General features: G+C 43.4%; 16 protein-coding genes. 5 read left to right on the forward strand and 11 right to left on the reverse strand.

Annotated features, from left to right (window positions below; all coding sequences use genetic code 11):
* Positions 1-11: 11 nt before the first annotated feature.
* Together AAC854_RS01215 and glnS are read left to right on the forward strand one after the other, a co-directional pair.
* Entirely contained in the window at positions 12-1241 is a 1230-nt protein-coding gene (locus AAC854_RS01215) for a DegT/DnrJ/EryC1/StrS family aminotransferase (protein ID WP_340615528.1), read from the forward strand.
* Between the two features lie 150 nt (positions 1242-1391).
* Entirely contained in the window at positions 1392-3059 is a 1668-nt protein-coding gene (gene glnS, locus AAC854_RS01220) for a glutamine--tRNA ligase (protein WP_340615529.1), read from the forward strand.
* A 130-nt stretch (positions 3060-3189) separates the two neighbouring features.
* On the opposite strand, the gene AAC854_RS01225 is transcribed toward glnS, so the two are convergent.
* The gene (locus AAC854_RS01225; RefSeq protein ID WP_340615530.1) at positions 3190-3342 is read right to left on the reverse strand and encodes a hypothetical protein; all 153 of its coding nucleotides are present in this window, start codon (positions 3340-3342) and stop codon (positions 3190-3192) included.
* A 602-nt stretch (positions 3343-3944) separates the two neighbouring features.
* Here AAC854_RS01225 and AAC854_RS01230 point away from each other — a divergent pair.
* Entirely contained in the window at positions 3945-6620 is a 2676-nt protein-coding gene (locus AAC854_RS01230) for a beta-N-acetylhexosaminidase (RefSeq protein ID WP_340615531.1), read from the forward strand.
* Between the two features lie 123 nt (positions 6621-6743).
* Here the strand turns inward: AAC854_RS01230 and fur are convergent, their stop codons facing one another.
* From fur to AAC854_RS01280, 10 genes are all read right to left on the reverse strand, one after another.
* Positions 6744-7193, reverse strand: a complete 450-nt coding sequence (fur, locus tag AAC854_RS01235; protein WP_340615532.1) for a ferric iron uptake transcriptional regulator — start codon at positions 7191-7193, stop codon at positions 6744-6746.
* A gap of 174 nt (positions 7194-7367) precedes the next feature.
* Positions 7368-7901: a flavodoxin FldA gene (fldA, locus tag AAC854_RS01240; RefSeq protein ID WP_340615533.1), complete on the reverse strand. Its 534-nt coding sequence runs from the start codon at positions 7899-7901 to the stop codon at positions 7368-7370.
* A 174-nt stretch (positions 7902-8075) separates the two neighbouring features.
* The gene (ybfE, locus tag AAC854_RS01245; RefSeq protein WP_340615534.1) at positions 8076-8366 is read right to left on the reverse strand and encodes a LexA regulated protein; all 291 of its coding nucleotides are present in this window, start codon (positions 8364-8366) and stop codon (positions 8076-8078) included.
* Between the two features lie 105 nt (positions 8367-8471).
* Positions 8472-9062, reverse strand: a complete 591-nt coding sequence (locus tag AAC854_RS01250) for a TetR/AcrR family transcriptional regulator (RefSeq protein WP_340615535.1) — start codon at positions 9060-9062, stop codon at positions 8472-8474.
* A gap of 38 nt (positions 9063-9100) precedes the next feature.
* Complete coding sequence (locus tag AAC854_RS01255; RefSeq protein ID WP_340615536.1) at positions 9101-12184, reverse strand: efflux RND transporter permease subunit; 3084 nt, start codon at positions 12182-12184, stop codon at positions 9101-9103.
* A 1-nt stretch (position 12185) separates the two neighbouring features.
* Positions 12186-13292, reverse strand: a complete 1107-nt coding sequence (locus AAC854_RS01260; RefSeq protein WP_340615537.1) for an efflux RND transporter periplasmic adaptor subunit — start codon at positions 13290-13292, stop codon at positions 12186-12188.
* Between the two features lie 286 nt (positions 13293-13578).
* Complete coding sequence (locus tag AAC854_RS01265) at positions 13579-14589, reverse strand: GlxA family transcriptional regulator (RefSeq protein WP_340615538.1); 1011 nt, start codon at positions 14587-14589, stop codon at positions 13579-13581.
* 144 nt (positions 14590-14733) lie between these two features.
* Positions 14734-16863, reverse strand: a complete 2130-nt coding sequence (locus AAC854_RS01270; protein WP_340615539.1) for a type I secretion system permease/ATPase — start codon at positions 16861-16863, stop codon at positions 14734-14736.
* 2 nt (positions 16864-16865) lie between these two features.
* Positions 16866-18221, reverse strand: coding sequence for an HlyD family type I secretion periplasmic adaptor subunit (locus AAC854_RS01275; protein WP_340615540.1), 1356 nt, complete (start codon positions 18219-18221; stop codon positions 16866-16868).
* Positions 18214-20271: a peptidase domain-containing ABC transporter gene (locus AAC854_RS01280; RefSeq protein WP_422824012.1), complete on the reverse strand. Its 2058-nt coding sequence runs from the start codon at positions 20269-20271 to the stop codon at positions 18214-18216. Before AAC854_RS01280 ends, AAC854_RS01275 begins: the two co-directional genes overlap by 8 nt.
* A 559-nt stretch (positions 20272-20830) precedes the next feature.
* Between AAC854_RS01280 and rtxH the strand changes: the two genes are divergently transcribed.
* Together rtxH and rtxC are read left to right on the forward strand one after the other, a co-directional pair.
* Complete coding sequence (gene rtxH, locus AAC854_RS01285) at positions 20831-21214, forward strand: protein RtxH (RefSeq protein WP_047963099.1); 384 nt, start codon at positions 20831-20833, stop codon at positions 21212-21214.
* Positions 21215-21249: 35 nt separating this feature from the next.
* Positions 21250-21711 carry an RTX toxin-activating lysine-acyltransferase RtxC gene (rtxC, locus tag AAC854_RS01290; RefSeq protein WP_340615542.1) on the forward strand — a complete coding sequence of 154 codons (462 nt, stop codon included), beginning with the start codon at positions 21250-21252 and terminating at the stop codon, positions 21709-21711.
* Positions 21712-21727: the final 16 nt, after the last annotated feature.

Here is a 21727-nt window from a genome sequence, read left to right on the forward strand (position 1 = left end):
GGAATGTTATTATGAATTTTCCCCAATGGCCTTGTTTTTCAGAAAAAACATTTAAAGATATTCAAGCACCACTTTTATCTGGTCAGGTTAATTATTGGACCGGAAAGAAAGGTATGGAATTTGAAAATAAATTTGCCAATTGGATTGGTGCAGAAATGGCTATTTCCTGTAATTCAGGTACTTCCGCCGTTAATATTGCAGTTGGTGCATTAAATATTGGCCCGGGAGATGAAGTGATAGTCCCTTCCTACACCTTTATTGCCACCTCTTTTGCGGTTTTACAATGTGGGGCTATTCCTATTTTTTGTGATACGACTGAAGAGCACACCATTGATCCTAACAAAATTGAGACACTGATTACGTCCCGTACCAAAGCGATTATTGTTGTCCACCTTTATGGGGTGGTATGCGATATGGATCCAATTATGGCTATTGCACGCAAACATAATCTTAAGGTGATAGAAGATAGCGCTCAATGCTTAGGTGGAAAATATAAAGGACAATCGGTTGGAACAATTGGTGATCTTGGAACCTTTAGTTTTTGCCAAGCAAAACATTTTACGACGGGTGGAGAAGGGGGCATGGTTGTCACCAATAATACGGAGATTGGTTGGGAATGCCGAGCCTATCGAGATCATGGTTTTGATGTGAGAAGAAAGTTTGACCTTCTCGCTTTGGAAGAAGTTTCATGGCATGTACATAATCGCATTGGTTACAACTATCGAATGACTGAAATTCAGTCGATCATTGGGATTAATGAATTGGAGAGATTCGATGATTGGAACATGAAAAATCGTCAGCAATATGCCAAGATTTACGATAAAAAATTTGCCAATATTGATTTAATCGACAGTTTACCGTTGAATTCCCAAGATAGATGCAATGCTTACTGGTTATATCCGATAGTTTTTGATTTGAACAAATTGGATTGTACGGCTGAGGTCATTTTAAGTGACTTGAAAAAGATAGGCGTCCCTGCATTTAAGATCCAATGGCCGGAAGCCTATGGGGAAAAAGTATTCAGAGAATTGCGTGGCTTTGGCTCAACGAATTTCCCTTTCCATTCGACAGAATACACCTCACCAGAATCAGTTAATTACCGTGATGTGGTGTGTGAAACAGCACGTTCTTTATTACCTAGAACAATCAGTCTGTATTTGCATCCTAGCTGGGATGAAAAACATATTGTTTATTGTGCAGATCAATTGATTGCGGTATTGAACAATCATCGAATTGGTTGATTTTATAGCGGGAAGCATTTGGGCTTCCCGCTTTTACACCTTAACTTTACCCATTCCTCCATTTCCCACGAACAAAGTATTGTTTCTCGGTTCAGCTTAATAGATTATAGGGGGTTATGTTGAAGCGCTTTTTGCATTGAGGAAAAAACAATGAGTGAGGCAGATGCCCGCCCGACAAACTTTATTCGTCAGATTATTGACGAAGATCTGGCAACGGGGAAACACACATCCGTACATACCCGCTTTCCGCCTGAACCTAACGGTTATCTGCATATTGGTCATGCCAAGTCGATATGCCTGAATTTCGGCATCGCTCAAGACTATCAGGGACAGTGCAACCTACGTTTTGACGATACAAACCCAGTTAAGGAAGACATCGAGTACGTTGAGTCAATCAAAACTGACGTACAATGGTTGGGTTTCCAGTGGAGTGGCAATATTCGCTATTCTTCTGACTATTTCGATACGCTTTATCAATACGCCATTGAGTTAATCAACAAAGGATTGGCGTATGTGGATGAATTGAGCGCTGAAGAAATCCGTGAATATCGCGGCACTCTGAAAGAACCGGGTAAAAACAGTCCTTACCGTGATCGCAGCGTGGAAGAAAACCTCGCTTTGTTTGAAAAGATGCGTGCCGGTGAATTTGCTGAAGGTAAGGCGTGTCTGCGTGCCAAAATTGATATGGCATCTCCGTTTATCGTTATGCGTGATCCGGTTATCTACCGCATTAAGTTCGCAGAACATCATCAGTCAGGCAATAAATGGTGCATCTATCCGATGTACGATTTCACACACTGCATTTCCGATGCGCTGGAAGGGATCACCCATTCCATCTGTACACTGGAATTTCAGGATAACCGTCGTTTATATGACTGGGTATTGGATAACATTACGATTGATTGCCACCCACGTCAGTACGAGTTTTCTCGCCTGAATCTGGAATATGCGGTGATGTCAAAGCGTAAACTGAATCAGTTGGTGGCAGAAAACATCGTTGATGGTTGGAATGACCCACGTATGCCAACTATCTCTGGTTTACGTCGTCGTGGTTATACTGCGGCTTCTATTCGTGAATTCTGCCGCCGCATTGGTGTGACTAAACAGGATAACAACGTTGAAATGGCAGCCCTGGAATCTTGCATTCGTGATGATCTGAATGAAAATGCACCGCGCGCCATGGCAGTTCTTGATCCGGTAAAATTGGTGATTGAGAACATGCCGGAAGGCGAAGTCATTCTGACCATGCCTAATCATCCGAACAAGCCAGAAATGGGCAGCCGTGAAGTGCCGTTCAGTCGTGAGCTGTACATTGATCGCGCGGATTTCCGTGAAGAAGCTAACCGTCAATATAAGCGTTTGGTTCTGGGTAAAGAAGTACGTCTGCGTAATGCGTATGTGATTAAAGCTGAACATGTTGAAAAAGATGCGGAAGGCAATATCACGACAATTTATTGCCAATACGATGAACAAACCTTGAATAAAGATCCGGCTGATGGCCGCAAAGTTAAGGGTGTTATTCATTGGGTAAGTGCTGCACACGGCGTACCAGCAGAATTTTACCTGTATGACCGTCTGTTCAGTGTGGCAAACCCCGGCGCGGAAGATGATTTTCTGTCTACTATCAACCCAGAATCATTGGTGGTTCGTAAAGGGTTTGTAGAGCCAGGGTTGGTAAATGCACTGCCAGAAAAAACGTATCAGTTTGAGCGTGAAGGTTATTTCTGTGCTGATAGCAGCCTCTCAAGTGCTGAACATCTGGTATTTAACCGCACGGTTGGCTTGCGTGATACTTGGGCAAAAATCTCACAGGAATAATGTGAGTCAGGTTGCCTAATCCACACCCTAAAAAAGCGTGATTATTTTCACGCTTCAATTTACTGATAAAGCGCTGGTTTTTTAGCCGGCGCTTTGTAATTCTGACAGTGCAACCTGTGGCACTTTAGGCTTAACGAGATGCAGTAATCAAATCGATAGAAAGTTTGGGAAGATAATAGGCGAGGTATTTTGAGAGCAGCTCTCTTCCCATTGGGGTGAAATGCAACGGAGTTGAGGCATTAGCCAAGGCTGAATTTGTATTCGTGGTATCATAAATCGGCATGTTGTCATTGGCCTCCCATCGGGTCCACTTATGGTAAACGCGTTCAGAAAGCATTGGTAGCAAGGGCAACAAGGCATTGTCGTTCAAATTAGGATCGACGGTCAGCCTGGAAAGCCATTCGTCGTAAGGGACTAAACATTCAAATCTCCTATAAGACTTAAAGAATAACCATGCCAAATGAAATTATTTACATTAAAATAATAACTAAGAGTAATTAATTTTATAATGGACTCAGCAAGTTCCGAATACAAGTCTCTTGTATGTTTTGTCATCTGTTTTTTGTAACATACATCAAAGAATTTTCTTTTTGGGATGTATTTCAAAGAATTTTCTTTTTGATAGTTCAAACCAGAAAAAATATGTTGTCGCGTCAACTTCCACAGAGAAAATAGATTTCGAGTTAAAACTCAAAAGTGATTATCGTCATACCCGCTGCTGTGGTTCGCTGAAAGTGCAGATAAAAGTATTGTAATGAAAATTGATTCCTTCAATTGTGATTAAAAAATTGCCTTATAGTCCCATATTATATAGGGTTATTGGCTAGCAAAATCTGTACACTATTTGCCCAGAGAAAAAAATAAGAAATTCGGACGAGGTAGTTTATGAAAACCATAAAATTACGTACCTTGGCAGCACTCATCACGGCAGTTGGATTTATAGGTAACACCCATGCGGAAATGACATCACAACAGATCGTAGATTCATTGAGCCAGCTAAAAGTCAATTTCAAAGTCATTGATAATCAGGCTGGCTCGCATGGCACAAACTGCGCGATTATAGGCGCAGATTCGGCTGCCTGTAATCGCGTTAATATCACCTTGAGCAATGGTAATCAGGCAATCGATTCTTCTGATTGGGCGATCTATTTTCATAGTATTCGCCAAGTTCTGAAACTGGATAATGAGCAATACAAAACCACCCATATAACGGGTGACTTATATAAATTGGAGCCAACCGAGAAATTCACAGGTATTAAGGCTAATGAAAAGATCGTGCTGCCGATTATTGGGGAATACTGGCAGATCTACAGCACGGATTTTATGCCACGTTGGTATGCAACCTCCGGCGATGCTACGCCTAAGGTGTTGGTGAATACCGATACTGAAAACATCAGTGAGTTTTTATCTGATCTGGAAGGTGAACAATGGAAGCGCACTGTAACGGATAACAATATCCTGATGACAGCGGAGAATCGTTTCACAAAAAATCAGCAGGTAGCAAAAATCAGTGAGGATAAACTGCGCGGGCAGATAATTCCGACTCCGAGGGAGCTTTCCATTCATTCACAGGATGTCGATTTATCCCGTGGAGTGAAATTAGAGCTGGGAGGGTTGAGCGGCGAATCTATTAAGGTCATCAGAGAGCGTTTTAAAGCACAGAACATTGACTTAACAGATAGCGGCTATCGGATAGCGACGCAAATCAATGCGGATCAGTTTACAAGGTCATGGCGGGTAAAAGGCGCCTATTCGTTGGCAATTACGACCAAAGGAGCACAGATTGTCGCGTTTGATCAATCAGGTGTATTTTACGGCCTGCAATCACTGTTTTCCTTACTTCCTGCCAACGGTACGCCGAAGATTGCTACATTGACAGCAAAAGATGCACCAAGATTTGAATATCGTGGTGTGTTCCTTGATGTTGGGCGTAACTTTCATAGCAAAGAAGCGGTTTTGCGTCTGCTCGATCAAATGTCCAGCTATAAGTTGAATAAGTTCCACTTCCATTTGAGTGATGACGAAGGCTGGCGTTTGGAAATTCCCGGTTTACCGGAGTTGACAGAGGTTGGCAGTCAGCGTTGCCATGACCTGAGTGAAACTCAGTGCCTGTTGCCGCAATTGGGGTCAGGGCCGAATAACAACAACATGGGGAGCGGCTATTTCAGCCGTCAGGATTATCTTGATATTCTGAATTATGCCAAAGCCCGCCAGATAGAAGTAATCCCAGAAATTGATATTCCCGCTCATGCCCGTGCCGCTGTTGTATCAATGGAAGCACGCTATAAAAAACTTATGGCACAAGGCAAAGAGCAGGAGGCCAATGAATATCGCTTACTTGATCCGACAGATACCTCAAATACAACATCCGTACAGTTCTATGATCGTCGGAGTTATCTGAACCCATGTATGGATTCTTCCAAACGATTTATCGATAAAGTGATTAGTGAAGTTGCCGCCATGCACAAAGAAGCCGGGCAACCGTTGAATACATGGCATTTTGGCGGGGATGAGGCGAAAAATATTCGTTTGGGCGCCGGATATCAGGATCAAGACGGGCCAATTGTGCCGGGCAAGGGGATTATCAACAAAAAAATCGAAGATAAGCCGTGGGCTAAATCTCAGGTTTGCCAGAAGATGATAGCGCAGGGTGTAATCAACGATGTTGATGAGCTTGCCAGTTATTTTGCTATTGAAGTAAGTAAAATCGTCAACTCTCACGGCATTGACACGATGCAGGCATGGCAGGATGGCCTGAAACATGCCAAGTCAGCAAAAGACTTTGCCACTAAACATGTTGCGGTCAATTTCTGGGATACCCTTTATTGGGGAGGTTATGACACCGTAAATGATTGGGCGAATAAAGGTTATCGAGTCATCGTTTCCAGCCCTGATTATGTCTACATTGATATGCCGTATGAAGTGCATCCGAAAGAGCGGGGCTACTATTGGGCGACTCGGTTTAATGATGAGGCGAAAATTTTCAGCTTTGCCCCAAATAACATGCCACAGAATGCGGAAACTTCGGTAGATCGCGATGGCAACCGTTTTAATACCCATAGCAGTAAACGTTGGCCGGGCGCCTATGGTATGTCAGGGCTATCATGGAGTGAAACCGTGCGTACTGATGAACAGATGGAATATATGATTTACCCGCGCTTATTACCGCTGGCGGAACGTGCATGGCATCAGGCGGATTGGGAATTGAATTATCAGCAGGGTAGAGAATATAAAGGTGGAATAACCCATTATGTTGATACGGATGTGCTCAATCGTGATTGGGAACGTTTTGCCAACCTGATGGGGCAGCATGAGCTGACCAAACTGGATAAACTCAACATTGCTTATCGTCTGCCGGTTCCGGGAGGAAGAATTGTTGCCGGGGTATTTGAAGCTAATGTTGCATTGCCGGGTGTTGTTATCCAATATTCACTGGATGATGGAAGAACATGGCAGATTTACGATGACAGACAGCGGCCTTACGTCAGCAATAATGTGAAAATCCGTTCTGTCAGTAGCGATGGAAAACGTTTTAGCCGGATAGACGAAGTTAAATTGTAACGCTTAAATCTAACGCCTGAAGCAATCTGCCGATTAGCTCACGCTAATCGGCAGTAGTTTATTCAGATTAAGCCAGACACGAGAAGCGAACGACGTTAATCACTTCTTTATTGTGCTTGCTTATTATGTTTTTTCATCATGCAGCAAACTATCTTTGCGACAATCACCAACAGCGCAGTGACCATATAAGTAGAGGCTATGGTTTGAAAGTTTAATGCCATAGCGTTCAGCGATGTCTTTCTGGCGTTCTTCAATCGATTCGTCACTGAATTCAATGACTTTACCGCAGTCGAGACAAATTAGATGGTCATGGTGGTGTTGCTGAGTGAGTTCAAAAACAGATTTACCGCCTTCAAAATTGTGGCGTGTGACAATGCCGGCATCATCGAACTGGTTCAACACGCGATAGACAGTGGCGAGGCCAATCTCTTCACCGATATCAATCAGTTTTTTGTAGAGATCCTCCGCACTGACATGATGGCATTCTGGGTCCTGTAGCACTTCCAGAATTTTCAAGCGCGGAAGTGTTACTTTAAGTCCAGCATTTTTCAATGCTTTATTGTTGTCGGTCATGCGGATTCAGTCCTGTAACTTGAGTTAAGTGAACTTATGATACTTAGGGGTATCGTGGGGAATCATGATTCTGTTTCACGTTGTTGATTATAGGCATGGATATTCAAAATGAAAACCATGCCAGACCTGATATCATGACACATTATGCAAGTGTGTGAAAGGAAGCTAACGCCCTTATGCATCCAGAATTTCAGACAGGCTCATTTCAGCCTTAATTTTTTGTACCCAGGCCTCAACGCGCTCATCAGTCAATTCTGGTTGGCGGTCTTCATCAATAGCCAGACCAATGAAGTGGTTATCATCAGCCATACCTTTAGAGGCTTCAAAGTGATACCCTTCGGTTGGCCAGTGACCTACAATAATAGCGCCATGAGGTTCAATAATATCGCGGATGGTACCCATAGCATCACAGAAATACTCTGCATAATCTTCCTGATCACCACAACCGAATAGAGCGACCAGTTTCCCTTCGAAGTTAATCTCTTCCAAAGTCGGGAAAAAATCATCCCAGTCGCATTGAGCTTCGCCGTAATACCAAGTTGGGATGCCAAGCAGCAGAATATCGAAGGCTTCAATGTCTTCTTTGCTGCTTTTGGCAATATCGTGGACTTCAGCAACATCAGCACCGCCCAATTTTTCTTGGATCATTTTGGCGATGTTCTCTGTGTTGCCTGTATCGCTGCCGAAGAATATACCTATTATTGCCATAAAATGGGTTAACCTCTTGTTTTATTGTGTATCTAAGCTATACACATCACGCTGAAATCAGCAGGAAAAATGTCAGTTTTAATAAAGTGAAAAGCGTTATTTTGACCAAACATTCATGACAAATCTGTCAGATTTGTGTGGTGATGCCGCTTTATTGTTGTTGAATAAAAGCCGTTAATCGGCAAGGTGATTTTTTTCTGCCAGTTGGGCTAACAGCATCTGTTCAATCAGTTCACTACGGCTGATATTACGCTGTTTTGCCAGATGATTTAGTGCATCGACTGCCTCTTCGTTGAGTTTTAATTCCACTCGACGCAGTCCTTTGACTTTATCTCGTCGCAACTGGTTGCGTTTATTAATCCTAAGCTGTTCATCTCTGGACAGTGGGTTTGTTTTAGGTCGCCCTGGCCTGCGTTCATCTGCGAACAAATCCAGTGTGGTGCGATCAGTTTGTTCTTTTGCCATAAATTCAATTAATAAAGGGCGTGTACCAATAATATAGCGGGCAATAATACCTTAGCTGAGCGCGTGTCGCTACTGGTTGATGGGGGAGATTGTCGGAATAGGCCTTTAGGATGTAAGCGTCTTTCGTATCATGTAGGTCAGAAAAGCAAGATTTTCAGCCCCATTAAAATCTGATTCCATTCCTTTTTTTCCTATCGCGCCATCAACAGTGGTCATTAACCAGAACGCGGCTTGCTCTGCATTAATTTGTTTGCCGATTTCCCCACTTTCAATACCCTTGCGAATTAATGAGGCCAGGCGCTCCCTGACTTTCTTGTCATTTTCGATAAATATCTTATGAATAGCGGGATTGCGGCTGGCTTCAGCGATAATTTCAATGCCAAGACGTGCATAGCCGGGTTCATTGGAAAGATGGTGCAGAGCGGTCATTATTTTTTCTATCGTGGCAACACTTGAATCTTCATTCTCACAGGAAGAGAGAATTTCGTCATAATCATGGCTGTCCTCTTCTGCAATAGCTTCAATAATGGCGTTTTTGGTTGGGTAATAGTGAAACAGATTTCCGGGACTCATACCTGCTGCTTTGCAGATTTCTGCCGTTGATGTTGCATGAAACCCTTTTTCTATAAAACAGGCGATGGCGGCATCAAGAATATGTTTACGTTTTGCCCGCTGTTTTTCTGTCTGTTTTTTCACTTTAACTTCCTTCAAAACTCTGGATATAAAATCATCTGCTAGCGATAATCAAGATCGTCTTTCGTTACTGACGATAATTTTTTCAGATATGGAATGATAAAGTTTTTAAAGTCATCCATATAGCTATAAACCACGGGCACGAACAGCAAACTTAGCAACGTTGAGCTGATTAATCCGCCAATCACAGCAATTGCCATCGGCGCTCGGAAGCTGGCATCAGCACCACTGGTAATGACGAGCGGGATCATCCCTGCAATCATGGCAATTGTTGTCATGACAATTGGCCTGACACGCTCTCTGCCCGCCTGAATAATCGCTTCATTGCGTGACATACCAGAGCGCGCTCTTTCGAGAATAAACTCAACCAGCAAAATAGAGTTTTTGGTGACAATTCCCATCAGCATTAATATGCCGATAATTACTGGCATATCAATCGCGGCATTATAGAGAAGCAGGGCGATGATAGCACCACCAATGGCGAAGGGGAGGGCAATTAAAATCGTCAGCGGTTGCAAAAAGTCTTTGAACAGAACAATCAGAATGGCCAGTACCATCAAAATACTCAACAGCATAGTGGTGGAAAAACGGTCAAACATTTCATTCATGTATTCCACATCGCCATACACAATCCTTTTCACTTCGAGTGGCAGATTTTTTAATGATGGCAACTCATTGATTTGATCTAATGCCGTTCCAATGGCAATGCCATTAAGATCGGCTTCAATGACTGCCTTACGCTGTCTGGAAATGCGCTCTATTTTGTCAGGGCCAGAAGCAAAAGAGATATCCGCGACAGATTTGACCGGCACATTCGTACCAGAAGTACTGTTCACATAAAGATCATTCAAGACGGTCAAATTATCCCGTTTTTCTTTGGATAATAAGACGCGAACCGGAATTTGCCGGTCTGGTAAGTTAAATTTGGATACATTGGCATTAATCTCACCAATGGTTGCTGTTTTGATTACAGAACCAAGAGCGTCGGTAGTCACGCCTGCTCTGGCAGCTTCGGCAATATTCGGCGTGATGATAATTTCCCGTCTTGGCAGCGGTTGTAAGGCCTGAATATTTTTCAAGCCATTCAATTGCATCATCTCGCGGCGTAACTGATCTACAGTTTGCGATAGAATCTGGGGATCTTCACTCGCCAGAACAATCGAAACATCACGATTACCTTCACTATTACCAAAATTATATCGAATATCTGGAATCTCACCCAAAACAGGTGCCAGTGATTGCTCAAACTCTTTTTGTGACAACTTACGTTCATTGATGGGGACGAGGTTGATAAGAATATTACTTTTATTTTGGCTGATAGTACCGGATGAATCCTCAACACCGGCAACAGAAAAGACATCGATAATTTCAGGACGATCCTGCAACTTTTTGATAATGTTCTGCAAAACAGCATCACTTTGTTCTGCTTGTGTTCCCGGTGGTGTTTCGACCTCTATCTTAGCGATACTGACATCCGATTTAGGCAAGAAACCGGATGGCAATAGATCAACCAGCCCCAATGAACCCAAAAGAAAGATGAAAGCAAGCACTAAAGCGGTTTTGCGAAATTTTAATGTCTTATCCAGAATGGAAACATATTTTTTAATCCATTCGGGGGTATCCTCTTTATCCGCTTTGATATGTTTCTTTGGTAATAACAAATAAGCTGACATCAGGGGCGTGACCAATCTGGCAACCAACAATGAAGATAATACGGCGGCAGATACGGTAATACCAAACGGAACAAAATATTTACCAACAAAGCCGCCAACAAAACTGACGGGCAGAAAAACGGCGACAATCGTGATAGTAATGGCGATAATGGCAAAACCAATGGCATTTGAAGCCTTGATAGCGGCAATATACGGCCTTTCCCCTCGTTCAATATATTTTTCGATATTCTCTATTTCAACTATCGCATCGTCCACCAAAATACCGATAACCAATGTTAATGCCAGCAATGTAATACTGTTTAACGTGTAATCAAATAGAAGCAGAATAATAAACGTTGGCAGTATCGATAATGGCAAAGCCACTGCCGCAATTAAAGTCGCCCGCCAGCTTTTCAGGAAGAAAAATACCACAATGACGGTTAGTATCGCCCCTTCGATAAGGGTCTGCATAGTCAGGTTATAACCTGACACAGTATATTTTACGTTTGATGTGACTAGCTTAACATTGATATTGGCGTACTCTTTTTCAATCTCATTCAGTGTTTGTGTTACCCCTTTTTCTACCACAGTATCACTGGAACCTTTGGCACGAAATACAGCGAAACCAACAACGGGTTCACCATTTAAACGGGCAATAGTAATAGTCTCTTTATGTGAATCATTGATAGTGGAAATATCGCCTAAAGTGACCCAATTATTTTTTTCTAAAGGAAGTTTTAATTGGCGAAGATACTCAATTTCATTTTTTGCACCTAATATACGTATAGTGTGGTTTTGACCGGCAATTGTCATTTTCCCACCGGGGATATTGACATTATTCTGGAGTAATAATTGGTTAATATCCGCTATGCTGATCTTTAACGCCGCCAATTTTACCGGATCGGGTTCAATCAGAATTTCCCGGCTTGTACCACCCAATCGTGTTATTTTCTGGACACCCGGCACCATCAGTAATTTTTTACTTAACGTGTCATCCACAAACCACGATAATTCGGTCAAATCCTTATCTTTTGACTGAACGGTATAATTCAGAATCGCCCCGCCTTCGACATCAATGCGGTTTATCAGTGGCTCATCTATTGTCTGGGGTAATTCTGCCCGAATTTGGGTAATTTGCTCGCGAATATCACTGATAGCAACGTTAGGATCGACTTTTAAATTAAATTCGACAATCGTGATCGATACGCCATCGGTAATAGTTGAGTTAATATGCCGAATACCGGGTAACCCGGAAACAGCTCGTTCTATGGGGCGTGTTACTGCATTTTCCAATTCAGAAGGGGAAGAACCCTCTTGTGTGACAGTCACCGTCACCACAGGAAAGTCAATCACTGGATTGGCATTGATGGGTAATTTAAAGAAGGAAAATAACCCTGCGACAGTGAGCGCGAGAGAAATAACAATTGTGGGAATTGGCTTTCTGATTGCCCATTCTGATAATTGGAATTTCATCTTATTTTTCCTGTGATGTCATAGAAACAATATCCATTTCTTGCAGGAATGGCGATGCAGAAACAATGATTTTATCTTTTGATGATAATCCTGACTTTATCTCAATCCATTTATCAAAAATACGCCCGGTGACAATCTGTTTTTTCTCGACAATATTGTTTTTCCCGACAACAAAGACACTTACTTTATTTTTGTCAGTTATTTTGGCAGCACTATAAGGGATGGCATTGACCTTTTCGGGTTTGAATTGAAAAAGGGCATAACCAAAATCACCCAGCTTGATATCTTTGGGGACATTTTCCAGAGTAATTCTTATTTTTCCTATTTGGGTAATCGGATCAACTTTCGGGGATATATATCTTACCTTTCCGGCTATTTTATCTCCTTCAGTCAGGGAAATAACCGCAGATGAGCCTGCCTGTACCTGTTTTAAGTCAGAAACATAGGCATCAGCCGAGAATTCATACTGATTATTCTCAATCAACTTAAACAGATAATTATCATTAGTAATCATCCCGCTCATGGCAACACGTTCACTGATAACACCTTCTTTGGGAGCGAGTATTGTGGTTTTGGCCCGTTGAGTCTTTTCTTCTTGCAGTTGTGCCTGTAACTGCCGATATTCTGCTTTTGCTGCATTCAAGGCAGATAATGATGAATTTGCTTCCATTTTAAATTTGTCAAATTCACTGGCAGAAATCACGCCAGTACTGATCAGTGGTTTTGCCCGCTTAAGCTCAGACTGAGCATGACTATTCATTGCTTCATTCTTTTTTATCAACGCCAGCGCTTTTTCCATCTCGGCTTTGGCTCTTTTGACTTTTTCATCTTGAGTGGGTGTTTCCAGTGTCGCCAAAACTTCCCCTTGTTTTACATAGTCACCTTCTCCGACTAAAACATCAGTAATGACAAGTTGAGTCAGTGCCGGGCTTATCACAACCTCATTTTTTGCAACGACAGATCCCAAAATTTCGATAGAAGGCATAAAGGGAACCGACTGCATGGTTGTAGTTGATACACGCATCTGTTCTTGGGATGACTGGGAATTTGTATTAAAAATGAACATAGAAAAACAAAAGCCAAGAAAGGGTAGGAGAATTCTTGCCATTTATCGTCCTTACTGATGATCACTTCGGTTAGTGGTAAGACTTTTTAGACAGATTAGTCTATCTATAACTTAAGTGCAACTGTGTCTGGCGAAGAATGCCATCCAGTCACCTGAAGTCATCCACATTGGCCTGCAATTTAACGGTGCTGTCTTGTCGCTTTAGCCTATTTATCAACCTTCCGAATCAACATTTATTCCCACCAGACACCATTAAGCGCCAGTGCTATTGACTCATCCCGGAGCGGTGTGACTCTCTGATTATTTGCAGAGTGCAAAAAAACGTTCATCAGTGATGATATTTTTGGCGGTACTCTTTTGGCGTTAATCCATTGCAACGTTTAAATAACTCTCTGAAATAACGGGTATCCTCATAACCCACTTCATGGCTGATTTCTTCGATGGTTTTCTGTGATTTTTCCAGACAATGTTTGGCCTGTGACAGACGGATCTGTTGAATATATTGAATCGGTGTTTTCCCTGTGGCGATTTTAAAACGACGTTTCATCTGGCGTTCACAAAGATGAATTTTATTGGCTAAATCGGCGACGGATAAAATTTCAGAGGGGAAAGCATGCATCCAATCTTGTAGTTTGTGGATCAGCGAATCGGCATGTTGGCGATAAGCGACAAAACAGGCGGAATCAGACGAATTTTTATTGTCATTTTCGCCCAGCAGGAATTTCGCGCATTGTTCTCTGGCATATTGCCCGTAGATCAACTCAACAATATTCAGCATGGCGCTTCCGCACCCATAGGCGCTGGAAATGCAAAAACGGTGATTGTCACTGATGATCTTTTCGTCGGTATAAAGGGGGATATGGGGAAATATTTTTTTGAATTCAGTGGAAAAGTGAGGATGGATTGTTGCGCCTGTGTTTAATAATCCTGCTTTGGCAAGTATAAAGGTGCCAGAGCAGATTGAAACAATAGGAATGTGTTTTTCATCCATCGTCTTAATCCACTCAATGAGTTCCCTCGAACAGTGCCGTGGTTCCCATTCAGGAAAGCCCAATGAACCAACCAGAATAATATCGGGTTCCTGGTCGTCTTGAAGAGTATTGTGGAAGGTATCGTGGGCAGCAGGCGCAGGATCCCCAAACAGGCCATTTGTATTATTGACGCTTTGATGGGTCATTCCCTGACCAATCATGCCTTGATGGGTTGGAGAAATAATATTGACATGAGGAATCGGGCCGCCAATGGCGTTGGCGGCAATGGTGAGAATTTCAATCGGCATGGCAACCGATGTGACTGATGTGTGAGAAAAAACCAAAGCTGTAATAGTGACTTGTTTCATAGTTATATTCTCTTCCTTAAGAACATTTTGTGATGCTATGTTAATTTCGTTATGAAATTAATTCTAAGGCGAAATAAGCTTCATGTCTTCAATGAATTTTCTTTTTTTGTCGTCGTAAAAAGCGCCATAAAAAAATCACCGTAATCACTTGGTTTGTTGATGCCAGAGTTGGGCATATAAGCTGTCTTGCTGCACGAGAGCATCATGTGAACCTGACTCAACGATTTTCCCTTGATCTAAAACGAAAATTTTACTGGCATGGCGAATAGTATTCAGCCGATGGGCGATACTAATCACCGTTCGGTTGCGGCATATCTCGTCCATATTGCTCATAATGGCCGCTTCAGATTCATAATCTAGTGCGGAAGTGGCTTCATCAAGGATCAAGATCCTGGGATCATTCAGCAACGCCCTCGCCAACGCGATACGCTGCCGTTGTCCGCCAGAAAGATTACTCCCTTTTTCACCGACAGGATGAGCGAATTTTTGTGGGAACGCATTAATGAAATCAGTGGCACCCGCTAAGTTTGCGGCCTGATAAACTTCTTCATCACTGGCATTGGGTTTGCACAAGCGAATGTTATCCGCAATGCTGCCGGAAAAAAGAATGCTCTCCTGCAAAACAACACTCATATTACGGCGTAGTGATACAGGGTCGGCAATAGCTAAATCCATGCCATCCACCAAAACCTGCCCGTGTTGTGGTACATACAGGCGCTGCAACAGTCGGGTCAGCGTGCTTTTACCGGAGCCTGACGGCCCTGTAATGCCGATAAACTCTCCTGCCTTAATTGCCAGCGACAGATTTGCCAGCACTTCCGGCGTATCTGCATGATAGCGGAAGCGTATATTCCTGAATTCAATCTGGCCTGCCAGCTCAGGTGCCGATGCCAGCCCCTGTTTACTGTTTTCCATGGGTTCATCCAGAATATCGCCAACCCGACGCAGGGCGATCAGGGTATGCTGAAAATCCTGCCAGACTTGCGCCAATCGTAAGATCGGCTGGGTAACGTGACCTGCCAGCATATTAAAAGCAATTAATTCACCGGGAGATAAATTGCCATCAAGCACGGCCCGGACTCCCCACCACAACAGTAAGGCGGCAATAACTTTCTGGATCAGGGCGATCCCTTGTCCTGCTGCCAGCCCGCTTTTCTGAGCCGTAAAGCGTTGGATCAACTGCTGGCTCAATGCCTTTTGCCACTGGTGCAAAAAACGTTTTTCGGTTGCGGTAGTTTTGATGGTTTCGATACCCGTGACAGCTTCTGTCAGGAAACTTGTGGCATCGGCATCGGCTTCATACTCTTTTTCTACCTTGCGTCGAATGATTGGCCCGACGGCAACCCAGAGCAAGAAGTAGAGTACCAGCGAACTGATAACGATCCATGTCAGCAGGGTAGAATAGTGGAACATGACACCCAGAAACAGAATGATGAAAATCAGGTCGAGCAGCAACATAAGGGTTGAGCCGGTCAGAAACTGCCGGATATGCGCCATTTCCCGCACTCTGGCGATAATTTGCCCTGTTTGGCGTTGCTTGAAATAAGGCAGGGGCAATCCCACGAGATGGCGATAAAGCCTGCCGGAAAGTTCGGAGTTGATCTGGCTGGCCATATGCCCAAACACGGTATTACGCAGGAAGCCATACAGCGGCTCAGCCAATGCCAGTGCGAGCATCGCCATGCCGAGGACATGCAGGCTGGCAATACTTCGCCCAACCAGCACCTTGTCGATGACATTTTCAAACAACAAAGGCGCAGCCAGCGCAAAAAGCTGCAACACAATGGCAAACAGGAAAATATCCCGTAACTGATTTTTTTGCCTGAAAATGGAAGGATAAAACCAGCTCAGTCCGAATTTAATCTGTTGTTTAGTCAGTGTCTTGTCTGCTACCAGCAGCACTTTATATTGGCCAGCGCTGCACCTATCGGGTTTCGCTTTCTCACCGTGCGCAGGCTGATCCCACGTACGCACTTCGCATTTTCCGCTGGTCGGATCGAGCACAGTGATCGTATCAGGTTGGATTTCTGACAATACCCACCAACGCTGATCCAATTCAATTAATGCAGGTAAGGGTAATGTACCGGCGTTATCCGGTGTCAGGTGATCAAATTTACTGTGTAGCCCAATCGCATCAGCCGCTTCGCGCAGTTGTGAATCTGTCAGCGTCAGGGAATCCAGCCCCAGTGCATGGTGCAGTTGTTCTACAGAAGCGACCTTATGGAACTGTTTTCCTAAATAGACAATACAATTCAGAGCATAATCGTCAGTCATGATTATTTTTCCCTCAGGGCTTCTGATTGATACTCTTGAATTGGGCTGAGCAGATAATCAATCACTCGTCGCTGATCCGTCTTGATTTCCGCAACAATGGACATGCCTGCCGTAATTTCGACCGGTTTTCCATCCACCATAATATTGTTTTGCTTAAGGCTGATTTGTGCCGGAAAAACCAGACCAAGACGCTCATCGGTTGTGGAATCCCGTGAAATATTGAGTAACTCACCTTCGATTGTACCGTAGCGGGTATAAGGGAAAGCATCAACTTTGACCGTGACGTGCTGACCCGGGCGAACGAAACCCACGTCTTTGTTCAGGATCTGAATTTCAGCAAGTTGTACATGCTCATCGGGCACAATCACCATCAAACTTTGTGCTGACTGTAGAACGGCACCAAGAGTATGGACACTGAGCTGCTGGACAGTTCCCGTCACAGGAGAGCGCACAATCTCAAGCTCTTCCCGTTCATGCATTTTAGAGATTTCCTGTTTCAGGCCAGCTAATTGAATTTCAGCCTGTTTTCTTTTCTCAAACCATTCCCGCTCTTTTTGCACTTTGCTGCTTTTTAAACGTTCCTCCAGGCTCTTGTATTGCGTCTGGAGAATACTAAGTTCTGATTTTTGCTGAGCGATCAGCCTTTCTGTTTCCAGAAATTCCTTTTCTTGTTCCAGATATTCGACTTTGCTGATGACCTGCTTTTGGCTCAATGTCTTTCGAGCCTGCAAACGCTGGCTGATATTTTCGCGTAGATTGCTCAATGACCGTATATCGCTACTCCGCGCTTTTTGGGAAGTGAGGTTGACTTCCATTTCCGCGTAGATGTTGGTCACGATTGAATCGAACTCCTGCTTTTCGTGATGGTAATGCATCAGGATTTTTTCCTGTTTTACTGCGGGCTGTTGCTGGAAAGCGGGTAGGGATTTGGGATCACTCTTCGTCAATAAAGCCTGATAGCGGATTTCTTCTTCAGTCAGGTAGTCGCGCTGTTCGAGCAAACGGGCAATATCCTGATTTACACCAAGTGTATTGAGCGTCAGCAGTGGCGCACCTTTCTCAACGTGCTGCCCATTTGTAATATGGATGGCAATCAGGCGGCTTTGTTCATAAGCCTGAATGACCTGTGACCGGCCTGAAGCAATCAGGCGGCCGGTTGCCGTTGCCTGCACATCCAGCTTCCCCAGATAAGCCCACAGTAAGGCGGCCAGCACGCCAATGCTCAGGGTAATCGCCGTATAACGTGCGAACGGAGAGGGAGGGCGTTGTGACAGCGCCAGATGTGTTGGCAAAAAGTCATAGTGGGGAGTGGGAGTACGGAACCGTTTGATCCCTTTGTGCAAGATAGCCTTAAACATGGGTCGGCTCCTCCTGTTTTAGTTCTTGTTGTAACTGCCAGAGTTTTCGATAGTGCTTGCCCTGTTGCAGAAGTTGTTCATGACTGCCTTGTTCAGTAATTTGGCCCTGATGTAACACAATGATCCGGTCACACTGGCGTACCGTGGAGAGCCGGTGTGCGATAGTGATGACAGTTCTGCTCTGAGCAATGGATGCCATATTGGACTGAATGATGGCTTGTGATTCGTCATCCAACGCGCTGGTGGCTTCATCAAGGATCAGGATTTTGGGATCTGACAGCAGAGTTCTGGCAATGGCCAGACGTTGCCGTTGTCCACCTGATAAGGATTGCCCCCCTTCTGCGATTACCGTGTCATATCCCATTGGCAGCTTGAGAATAAAATCGTGTGCCCCTGCTAACTTTGCTGCTTCAATAACGGTGGATAACGGCGCATCAGGGCATGATTGGGACAAGTTTTCATACACTGTTTTGTTGAACAGGAAGTTTTCTTGCAGCACGATACCGACTTGTTGCCTGATGGATTCAATATTGAGATGTTGCAAGGGGATGCCATCCAGCGTGATTACCCCGCTTTCCGGGGTGTAAAGCCGCAGCAGCAAACGTGCAAGGGTACTTTTCCCAGAGCCGGACGTGCCGACGACGCCGACGGTTTCGCCCGCCCGGATATTCAGCGTGAAATGATTGATGGTTGGGGAAAGGTCGGGTTGATAGCGAAAAACAATATCGGAAAATGAGATCGCGCCCTGCAATGTAACGTGTTGGTTGCCAGATTGCTGTTCTGTAGGCAGATTCAGCATATCACCCAGCTTCTCAATGGCGATACGTGAACGGATAAATTGCCCCCAGAGTTGCACCAGCTTGGACAAAGGTTGTTGGGTATGGCTCACCATCATATTGAAAGCAATCAATTGACCAATCGTCATGTGCAGTGAAAGCACTTCTGAAGCGCCAAGCCAAATAATAACCGCACTGGTTACCTTCTGTAACAGCATGACCAGATGACCGGAACGATTGTCCCACTGTTGTACATCATAACTGGTGCTGACCATTTTTTCGGTCTGGCTGTCCCAACGGCGGATAAAGCGAGGCTCAGCGGCCAGGCTTTTCAGTGTTTCGGCCCCCGCGACTGTTTCAGTTAAGAAAGAGGTATTGATGGCGGCATGAGTAAACTGTTTTTCCACTGCCTGTTCAATTTTTGGGGTAACCCACCATGCAAGCAGGGCATAACAGGGAATGGTAAGCAGAAAAATGAGCGTCAGCATACCGGACAGCAGACTCATGACGTAAATAAATACGAACATGAACAAGACATCAATACACAGCGTGAACATGGAGCCGGTTAAAAACTCCCTCACCGTTTCCAGTTCCCGTACCCGCGTCACAATTGCACCCACCTGACGGGATTTGAAAAACAGCAGGGGCAGGCCGAACAGGTGCTTAACCAATTTCAGCCCGAGTTTGATGTCAATCCGGTTGGCTGTGTGGGCATACTGATATTCGCGTAATCCCCGCAGGAGCACTTCAATCAATCCGGCGGTCACCAGCCCGAAAATCAGTACATCCAGCGTGGAAAATGCCTGATGGACAAGAACCTTATCCATGACAACCTGCACGACCAGAGGTGAGATAAGTGCCAGAATTTGCAAAACGAAAGAGAACAGCAGTATCTCCGTCAGGTTTTTCTTTTGCCTGACAAACTCAGGAATAAACCAGCGAATATTAAACTGGCTACTTCTTTGTTTTATTTTTAACCACTTACCACTCCATAGACTGATAAATTCTGCTTTACCTAAGATCTCAGATGCTTCCTGATGAGGTCTTTGGATTAATACCCGTTGTTCATCATACTTTGCCAAAACGAAAGGTTGCCCATCGTTTTCGAATAAAATAGCGGGTAAAGAAATATCATCTAACTTCTTATTTATAGAATGTTTATTCTTAACTTTAATATTGTATTCTTTTTGTATTTTACTTAAAGCAGAGCTGTAATCATCATTATCGCTTAAGTTTTCATTTGATGCGGCAGGATGACTTCTATTAGATATCATTATTATTAATTTAATTAATGATATTGTTTTTTTTTCTATTTCATTCATCAAAGTAGATCTATATTTTTAAGAAAAATTAAACCCTGAAACGAGAAGATAACCTGAAAAGCAATGCGGTATTTATTGGGAAAAGAATTTTAATAAATCCGGTTAAAAGTATTATCTGTGATCAAGGGAGATATGAGTGTTGGTAATTGGGACAAAATGTAGCGGTTAAACAGACATTTTGCTGTTTATATATTGATTTCAGCCATAATATGGATATATTTTTGTTCAAAATAGCCTGTGAATCACTTGGTTTATCATAGTGCACTTTACTTGTCATTTTGTATTTAAATCGCGTTTGACATTTTTATATACTCATTCTTAACAATGTTGTAAAAATTATTTTTGATTAACCTACCCTGCTGAGGCAGTTTAAGCAGTTGTAGTGATGCGTTTAGTAATGAGGTTTAATTATAAATGAAACCATAATAAATATGGGATTCATTTGTCATTTAATCATTTTGTTTTAATGATATTTTAACATTAAATCAATATTTATTTAATGGATAATGATATGTCTGAGAAATTCGTTCAAACCATTTCAAGCGTTAATTATAACAAAGGTGTGTTCTCCCTTTATTTTGTTGGTCAAGATCCTAATCGAATGGCAAATGGCATATTGGCAGAAAGTGATCAGGAATTACAATTAAAACAAACTATTCATATGCCTGCATCTGGTTTTATGTATATGGTTTCCATGGTAAAAAACATGCTTGAAGATCCCAGAATGGAAGCTGAAATCAATAAACTGATTGCCGCAGGTTTTTTACCTATGCCAGAAATAAATGAAACTGAGACGTCGGCACAAACTGATGCGATGGTTGCAGAAACAGCTGATGTTGCAGAAACCACTGAGCCTAAAAAGCGCGTAACACGCAATTCAGAAACATCAAAATAATATCAATACATTCCTAGTCAAGTGGTTGCTCACTTATGATGGTCACACATCAATCAGCAGCACTGAGTACGACTGAAATACAGGCAATGATTGGTGGGGTAATGTTGCTTTGTCAACATTCCCCTTTGCACCGACGCTATTTGGTTGCTGAGTGGCAACAACGAATCTTGCCGTCATTTGAGCTTAATCAGTTTTGCTATTACGAAGATGAACATAAACGCCCAGTTGCTTTTTGTAATTGGGCTTTTTTGTCTGACAGCAGTCGAGAAGCGATTCTTGCGGGAGAGCGGGAAATATCGCGGGAAGACTGGCGTTCAGGTCAGCATATTTTTTTTCCAGAGATGATTGCGCCTTTCGGACATGCGCGTGACATTGCCTGCGATCTTCGTCGGCGTGTCTTTGCAGCATGGAAAGGGCAAAAAGCCTGCACAGTCAGGGGAACTCTGGATATTCAAAATGACCGCTGTATCCGTCGGGTACAGTGGTTTTATGTTTAATTTTTCTGCCTAATAC

Origin of the sequence: Xenorhabdus entomophaga, assembly GCF_037996725.1 — a bacterium.
GTDB lineage: Bacteria > Pseudomonadota > Gammaproteobacteria > Enterobacterales > Enterobacteriaceae > Xenorhabdus > Xenorhabdus khoisanae.